This window comes from Okeania hirsuta (assembly GCF_003838195.1).
GTDB lineage: Bacteria > Cyanobacteriota > Cyanobacteriia > Cyanobacteriales > Microcoleaceae > Okeania > Okeania hirsuta.
The window spans coordinates 20,281-27,509 of sequence record NZ_RCBY01000091.1 but is presented as its reverse complement, the minus strand read 5'-3'; the positions used below and the strand labels follow the sequence as shown (position 1 = coordinate 27,509).

General features: G+C 33.4%; 6 protein-coding genes. 4 read left to right on the top strand and 2 right to left on the bottom strand.

The genetic code is table 11. The annotated features are described in order from the left end of the window. The first annotated feature begins 108 nt into the window (after positions 1 to 108). Positions 109 to 420, top strand: a complete 312-nt coding sequence (locus D5R40_RS16405) for a carbohydrate porin (protein WP_124154915.1) — start codon at positions 109 to 111, stop codon at positions 418 to 420. 439 nt (positions 421 to 859) lie between these two features. Then, entirely contained in the window at positions 860 to 1,822 is a 963-nt protein-coding gene (locus D5R40_RS16400; protein WP_124143532.1) for a pentapeptide repeat-containing protein, read from the top strand. 258 nt (positions 1,823 to 2,080) lie between these two features. Here D5R40_RS16400 and D5R40_RS16395 read toward each other — a convergent pair whose 3' ends face one another. Then, positions 2,081 to 2,563 carry a hypothetical protein gene (locus D5R40_RS16395; protein ID WP_124143531.1) on the bottom strand — a complete coding sequence of 161 codons (483 nt, stop codon included), beginning with the start codon at positions 2,561 to 2,563 and terminating at the stop codon, positions 2,081 to 2,083. 875 nt (positions 2,564 to 3,438) lie between these two features. Here D5R40_RS16395 and D5R40_RS16390 point away from each other — a divergent pair. Beyond that, the gene (locus tag D5R40_RS16390; RefSeq protein WP_124143530.1) at positions 3,439 to 4,665 is read left to right on the top strand and encodes a tetratricopeptide repeat-containing S1 family peptidase; all 1,227 of its coding nucleotides are present in this window, start codon (positions 3,439 to 3,441) and stop codon (positions 4,663 to 4,665) included. 943 nt (positions 4,666 to 5,608) lie between these two features. Here D5R40_RS16390 and D5R40_RS16385 read toward each other — a convergent pair. Further along, positions 5,609 to 6,508, bottom strand: coding sequence for a coiled-coil domain-containing protein (locus D5R40_RS16385; protein WP_161565001.1), 900 nt, complete (start codon positions 6,506 to 6,508; stop codon positions 5,609 to 5,611). Positions 6,509 to 6,715: 207 nt separating this feature from the next. On the opposite strand from D5R40_RS16385, the gene D5R40_RS16380 reads away from it, so the two are divergent. After that, positions 6,716 to 7,018: an acylphosphatase gene (locus tag D5R40_RS16380; RefSeq protein WP_445974447.1), complete on the top strand. Its 303-nt coding sequence runs from the start codon at positions 6,716 to 6,718 to the stop codon at positions 7,016 to 7,018. Positions 7,019 to 7,229 lie beyond the last annotated feature (211 nt).

Genomic DNA, 7,229 nt, shown 5'->3' with positions numbered 1-7,229 from the left:
GGGAGGGGCGAGGGGTGGGTTGTCTCCTGTCTCCTACCCCTACTAAAATACTTTTGAGCGCAAACCCTAATTATTACCTCTCCTGGAAAAGAAGAGGATTGACTAATCATGAAAATTTTTCTTCTCTTGGTCGATTGGATATGGCGAGGAGACCCGTTCTTACAGACCCGCTCCGAAGTACGCCATCCCACCCTTCGGGAAGCTGCGCTAACGACCGCTTATTATCCCCTGAAAAGGGGAGGCGCATACCCACAATTTTTCGGTAATTCAACTCAGACAAATTTGGCAGTTTTTTATAATTATGCCGTGAATGATAATATTCAGATTTTTCCTGTTTTGCAAGTTGTTTTTGATTCTAGCAATCAGAAGAGTAATGGCACAATTTTTACTGGTACCTTACACACTGTTTTTTCTTTTTGAAGAAGGTTTTAGGTGGTAGGTGAAAAGTTAGGATAGATTAAAAGCTTAAAACTCAGACAAAGCGATATTTTTCCTTCTTCCCTCTTCCCTCTTCCCTCTTCCTTTTTCCTTAGCTTAAAACTCAGACAAAGCGATATTTTTCCTTCTTCCCTCTTCCCTCTTCCCTCTTCCTTTTTCCTTAGCTTAAAACTCAGACAAAGCGATATTTTTCCTTCTTCCCTCTTCCCTCTTCCCTCTTCCTTTTTCCTTAGCTTAAAACTCAGACAAAGCGATATTTTTCCTTCTTCCCTCTTCCCTCTTCCCTCTTCCTTTTTCCTTAGCTTAAAACTCAGACAAAGCGATATTTTTCCTTCTTCCCTCTTCCCTCTTCCCTCTTCCCTTTTCCCTCTTCCTTCTGCTATATGATATTATTTTCCCATTTACTACTGGAGAAAAAAATATGAATAGCGATGAATTAATCCAACGCTATCAAGCTGGAGAAAGAGATTTTTCTGGTGTTGAATTCAAATATCTGGAATTAAGCAATATTTCTCTAGAGGAAATTAATCTTAGTTCTGCCAACCTCAGTAGAGCAAAATTACAAAATGTGAATTTAGATAATGCTAATTTAAGTAATGCTCAATTAGTTAGTACGGAAGTAGAAAATACTACTTTCAGAAATGCTAATCTCAGTCATGTTAACTTAGAAGGAATATTTTGGCAAAATCTAGATTTAACCAATGCAGATTTAACAGATACAAGTTATGACCATAGCACCATAGATGATTCCAATTTTACTAATGCTAATTTAACTCAAATGGGTGGATTTCAATCCACTTTTATGCACTGTAATTTGAGTAGTACAAATGTTAGTCATGCAGATTTAAGCGAAGTTACTTTTGATGAGTGTAATTTGAACAATGCGAATCTTAGTCACACAACTTTTTATGATGTTTATATTCAGGGTTCAAATCTGAGTAATGCTGACTTCAGTCATGCTCAAATTAAAGCTATGTCTGGTTGGAGTAAAGCTAACTATACTAATGTTAATTTTCAGAATGCTTGGTACTTAGAACCACAGGATATACCACCAGAAATTGACCCTGATGAAGCAGGATTAATGTTTATTGGTTATGGCAGCGACCTGAGTGGCAAAGATTTAAGTAATGTAGATTTATCCGAACAAGAAATAAATTCTGCTAATTTTAGTAATGCCAATTTAAGTGGTGCAAATTTGAGTGACACAGACTTGAGTGATACAGATTTTACTAATGCTAATTTAGAAAATGCTAACTTAAATGGAGCTGATTTTACTAATGCTAATTTGACTAATGCTAATTTAGAAAATGCTAACTTAAATGGGGTAATTTTTGATAATACAATTATGCCAGACGGCAGTATTAGGAGCGATGAAGAAGAATAATACCATTTATCAAAAACTTTTCTATATTTTCTTGAGTCGGGGAGTAGGTAGGGACGTTATATGCAACTTTCCTAGAGAGAAGTAAAGATAATAATAATTAACATTAACTGGGCTGCTAATTAGTACAAAGTCATTTGGCCAGTGTTAATTACTTAATAACTGAAGTGTTACCTAAGTATAGCATTTGGCAACATTTAGATAGGCAACAGAAATACTACTTCATAAATTAGACTGTTATTCCAAGATTTAAGTCTATGCTCACATTAGAAAACTAGCTTCAGAACTATATATAGTTTCAAAATTATCATCAGTAACTTGTCTTAAACAGAATGTTAGATCTGCGGCTCCAAAATTAGAGTTAATATCATAGGCAAAATATGCTTCAGATAAATCTAAAAATCCAGAGACAAAAGAAAACTCTTCGCTACTTGCAATTAATCCTAGAAAGTTGCCATTTCTAAATACAGCTTCTCCAAATAATAAATCAGCGTTGCTATAGTCAAAATTTAAAAAACTCAAGTCAAAGTTATCAAGTTTTATAAATTCTATGCCTTTGCCAGTTAATTTCGAGCCATTAAAACTGAAAGACCCGTAATAGTTATTCCCGGTAGCAGGTCCACGATGAGGAGATACCTCAAAATCGTATTTAATAGTATTTGTCTCATTACTTTCACTCATAATGGCACAACCAAGCCTTAGACTTGTGCTGGTAGATCTGAGTTTGTGATTTATATTAGCCATTATTATTTTTCTTGAGGTAATTTTTTAATTTGTTCAGAGATTTTACAAAACAATATTTCTAGGTTTGATATTATCAAAGCCGAAATCAATTTTAGTTGGGCGACATTTATTTATATCTAGTCAATATTCATATTTTTATGATCAACAATAAATTTTAATTTTGGATTAATTTTTTATTAATATTTAGGTCAAAAATATCAATTTTTTGTCAATATTTCAAGTAATATTTGTGGATTTTCTATGCATATTTATTGAGAGATAATGTTTTTTTGTGATGATACATTTTCTTTTTTGGCGTTGCTGAGAGGCGGGATGAATCTTTTTTGAACAGGTAAATCTCATCCTTAATACTTCATACTTCTTTTTTGTCCAAGCATACAATTCATCCCACAAATATGCAACGCCTCTTTTTTAGTTTAGCTAAATTAAAAATAATTGGTATGCAGAGCTATTCTCAGTGTGGTTGTGTATAAAATTTATAGGGACTTTAGAATCAGAGAATAGTGGTCAGAGTTTCAGATTTTATTATCTATTTTTTAATTTTTTACAAATTCTGCATTGATTACTATACTATAGCAATGTGCGCTGGCATATTGACAAATTACAATAACTGTCCAATAGCTATAAGTCTTATATTATCGGTTTTTTATTCCCCCTTCCGGAGCTGTTGCCTGTTGCCTGTTGCCTGCGCACAGCGCTATAAATTGTAGTATGGTAGTCAACATCAATTAGTAGATTTTGCTGATAATCAGTAGTTAAAAAATTAATATTATATACTCTGCTTCAAGATGGAGAACAAATTTCTTTAATTTACGTCATTTGTAGTAAATAGTCATCTAATATTCACTTTGTCTAGATTCTAGGATCATAAAATTATGATTTGGTCTCGTTTTAATTCTCTCAATACTTATTTATTAGGTACTGCTACAGTAGCAGCAATTGTTATTAATATTTCGACAGCAGCAAATGCTAAAACGGCTCAAGAAGTGGCAGAAATTGCCATACCAATTACAGTCCAAATCAATAGTAACTTAGGTGATGGTTCGGGTGTTATTATTGCTAAAAATGGTAATATTTATACTGTCCTTACTGTTAATCATGTAGTAGAAGATTCTACTATTAAATATAGTATTAGAACTAATCTAGAAAAAGACTATTCAGTAGTAGAGGTAGTGAGTTTACAGACAAATGATGAAGAACCCGATTTAGCTATACTTAAATTTGAAACTACAGAAACATATCCAGTAGCGACTTTAGGTAATTCTGAACAATCAGTTATTGGTTCCCAAATATATGTATTTGGTTATCCTGCTACTGGCGGTTTATTTAACACTGAAAGGGCACCAGAATTATCTCCAGGATTAGTAACCAGTCGCCCTAAAAGTCGCCCGGAAGGTTATACTTTGCGTTATCAAGCTGTTACTTGGAGTGGGATGAGTGGTGGTCCAGTATTTGATTCTGATGGTCGCATTATTGGTATTCATGGACAAGGAGAATTTGGTTTTGCTCAAACTAATTCTGGAGATGTAGCGCCAATTAAAACAGGGTTTAATGCTGCGGTTCCTATTAATAGTTTTATCAGAAAATTATCTGATGCTGGTATTAATCCTTCAGACTTAATTTTGGATGATACTCCTACAGTTAGTTCTCCTGTTTCAACAATTAATCCTCAGAGCGCTGAAGGTTTATATTTTAGAGGTATAAGTTATTTGGATCAAGGGGATGCTTGGGAGGCGATCGCTAATTTTAATCGTGCTTTAGAAAAGCAACCTAATAATACCCCAGAAATATATTTTAATATGGGTATCGCCCGGAGTTTGTTAGTTAATCCTCACGAAATAACACGAAATCCGAGTTCAATCAAAGATTATACTAAAGCAATTGAACTGAATCCAGGGTATGCTGATGCCTATTATAATCGTGCTCATGTTTTTTATCAAAATAGTCTTATTTATCAAAAAATGGCAGATATAACCACAGCAAATGAACAACTTCAAAAAGCAATAAAAGACTTAGAAAAAGCAGCAGAACTTTATCAACAAGGTGGTAGGATTCAATCTTACCAAGACACCTTGATGTTTATTAAAAAGTTAAATAATTGAGAGTTAATCAGTAGGGAAATTATCTATATTCATTTAATCTTATCAAAGTTTAATTAGACTCTCAAACAAACATCTTTCGCGCTTCACTACTAAGTGATAGAAGACCTATTCCTAGTTGAGAATTGAGTTATTCTGTATTTTCTCGGTTTTATATCAAATCCGTTTAATTGGACATAAAAAAAATCTTCAATTGTCATAACTACGCTCATCTTTGTAATTCTTTCTTCTCCTGACTCCTGACTCCTGACTCCTGACTCCTCCTAACTTAACCATTCTATGGTTGTTTAACCGGATTTGATATTATATATGTCCGGATGATTAAGTGTAATACCAATTTTATAAATCTTTGCTACAAATAGCTAGGTTATTTCTTAGGAGTCAGGTAGGGGAGCCGTCGGATTGGCGACGTACAGGAGTCAGGAGTCAGAATGAATAGCTTCAATACAATTTATTAGGTCGTAAGTTATCTTTGTCGTCAAAGGAACATCTCCTGTAAAGTCTTTTGATTGATCTGATTATTTGTAACATTCTTTCTTTTTTTAAAATGGTATAATAAAAACATTAATATTATGTCTGGTAGCATCGGTATTGTATAGCAAAGGTAAGGAAAAAGGAAGAAGGAAGAGGGAAGACGGAAGACGGAAGAGGGAAAAGGGAGGAAGACTATTGAGCAAGAAAAAACCGAAATTTCTATTGTAGATATTTACCCTTGGGTTTACACAAACGATACTAACGGACATGATATTACCTCTCAATTTGGAATAAATGTCCCAAATTTCTGCTCCGATAGAGTGTTCGATTTTGAATTTATATCAAATCCACTCGGGTTCGGTATAAAAAAATGTTTCATCACAGCGCTATTGCCACATCTTTTTTTATCTTCCCATCTCCCCACACTCCCTACACTATGAATCTAATTACACTGATGCTGCCGGATTTGATATTATTGCATAAGTTCTCTAATTTGACTTTCATGCTTAGCTTTAAGAGATTTAATTGTTGCTTGAAGCTCAGTATCATATTTTTGTTTTAATTCCTTGATTTTTTGCTGAAGCTGATTTTGATGTTGAGTAGTTATAGCTCCTATTGCTTCTAAGATAGATTCTTGATGAATTTCTTCTAGTTCTTTGATTTTAACTTGGAGCTTAGTTTGATGTTTTTCTTCTAAATATTTAATAGTTTCTCTGACTTTTTGTTTATGATACTTCTTCAACCTGAAAATTTCTTGTTGATTTTTTTCTTCTAAATATCTGGTAATTTCTTGAATTTTTTGCTGATGAGTCTCTGATAAATATTGAATATTTTTGTGATATTTTACCTGCAAAAAATTGTTAATTTTTTGTTTTTTAAGTCGATGTTCTTTTTCTAAATCTACTATCTGCTGACAATATTTATCTGTCAATTCTCTGATTTTTTCTTGTGATTTTGCTTCAGCCGATTCTAAATTATGTATATGTTCTGCTTGTATTAATTTAATTTTATCTTGCAATTCTTTGTTGCGTTTATTTAATTGTTTTTCGGAGTTGACTTTTTCTCTCAATTTTTTCTGATATTTTACTTCTAAAACTTTAATTTCTTCTAAGCTATGTTTGAGTTGTTGTTCAAGTTCTTCTTTTTGTTTAATTCTCTGTTGATAATCTATATTTAATAATTTAATTTCTTCTTGTTGTGCTTGCTCAAGATCATAGATTTGTTCATGGGTTTCTCGTAATTGTTTTTCATAGCTTTTCGCTTGTTTTTTTAACCGCTTTTCACATAACCAGTAAGCACAACTTATCCCTAGCATAACACTGACAACTGTAACTACTATCAATGATGTTATAAGCATAATTTTAACTACCACTTAGTTTCTCTGATGAGTACCCATAAATTACACTCCTAGAAACTGAATTTATGTTGAGTTTTATCGTACCATAAACTATAGATATTTTATATATACAGTACTTACGCAACGGCACTAATTATAGTGGTTTGATCAGCGATAATGACCAAACTATATACTATATGCAGCTTTACTCCGTAAGTCCTGGTATAATCAATACAAAATAAAATGACAATGGAAAACCAGTCAACATCTCTCACTCCTACTCGTGCTCATGTTTTTATTTCCGGAAAAGTTCAGGGAGTCGGATATCGATTCTCCACATTAGAAACAGCAGTTAATATAAATGTCAGTGGTTGGGTGAAAAATCTACCTGATGGAAAAGTAGAAGCTGTTTTTGAAGGTAGCAATCAAGCTGTGGAAAAAATTATTAACTGGTGTTATAGAGGCCCTAAATCAGCTATTGTCAATGATGTGACTATAAAATATGAGCAACCCGAAGGACTTCAAAGTTTTGAAATTCACCGTTAAGCTAGGGAAAGAGAAAGAAGAAAAAAATGGAAATAACCATAGATATATAGCAGAAGGAAAAAGGAAGAAGGAACAAGGAGAAATCTGGCACTGAAACAGTGATCAAGTATATTGAAAACCAGACCGGAAAGTAACTACGGGTTAAAACCCGCGTGTCGTTATTCAACCAGGGATTAAAACACCCTGGCTAACTTCCTCCCGCCTGTTTTTC